The sequence below is a fragment of the Flavihumibacter cheonanensis genome (genome assembly GCF_022352215.1).
Taxonomy (GTDB): Bacteria; Bacteroidota; Bacteroidia; order Chitinophagales; family Chitinophagaceae; genus Flavihumibacter; species Flavihumibacter cheonanensis.
On sequence record NZ_JAKRWF010000233.1, the window covers coordinates 1 to 279 of the forward strand.

The 279-nt window shown below is 66.3% G+C and carries 1 protein-coding gene; it reads right to left on the reverse strand.

All coding sequences use genetic code 11. From position 1 onward, the window contains the following. Nucleotides 1–279 (reverse strand): hypothetical protein (locus MD536_RS21825; protein ID WP_369075830.1); only part of this gene is annotated, 279 nt, incomplete at both ends.

Here is a 279-nt window from a genome sequence, read left to right on the forward strand (position 1 = left end):
CAGCGGCGGTCTTCCTTCCAGCTGGCCTTGCGCCCATTGGACCAGTTCGTCGCGGTGTTGAGCGGAGCGAGTTGGATCGAGCGCCCCGGCCGGATCGGCGTCGGCGGGCAGCGGCGCAGGCTTGACGCGAGCCGTCAGATCCGTGCTGAGGAACTTCTGCCGCAGTGCAGACAGCAGCTGGCTGTAGATCCGTCCCCCATCCTGAAACCGCACTTCCAGCTTCGTCGGGTGCACGTTGACGTCGACCAGATCGGCGGGCATCTCCAGGCGGAAGAAGGC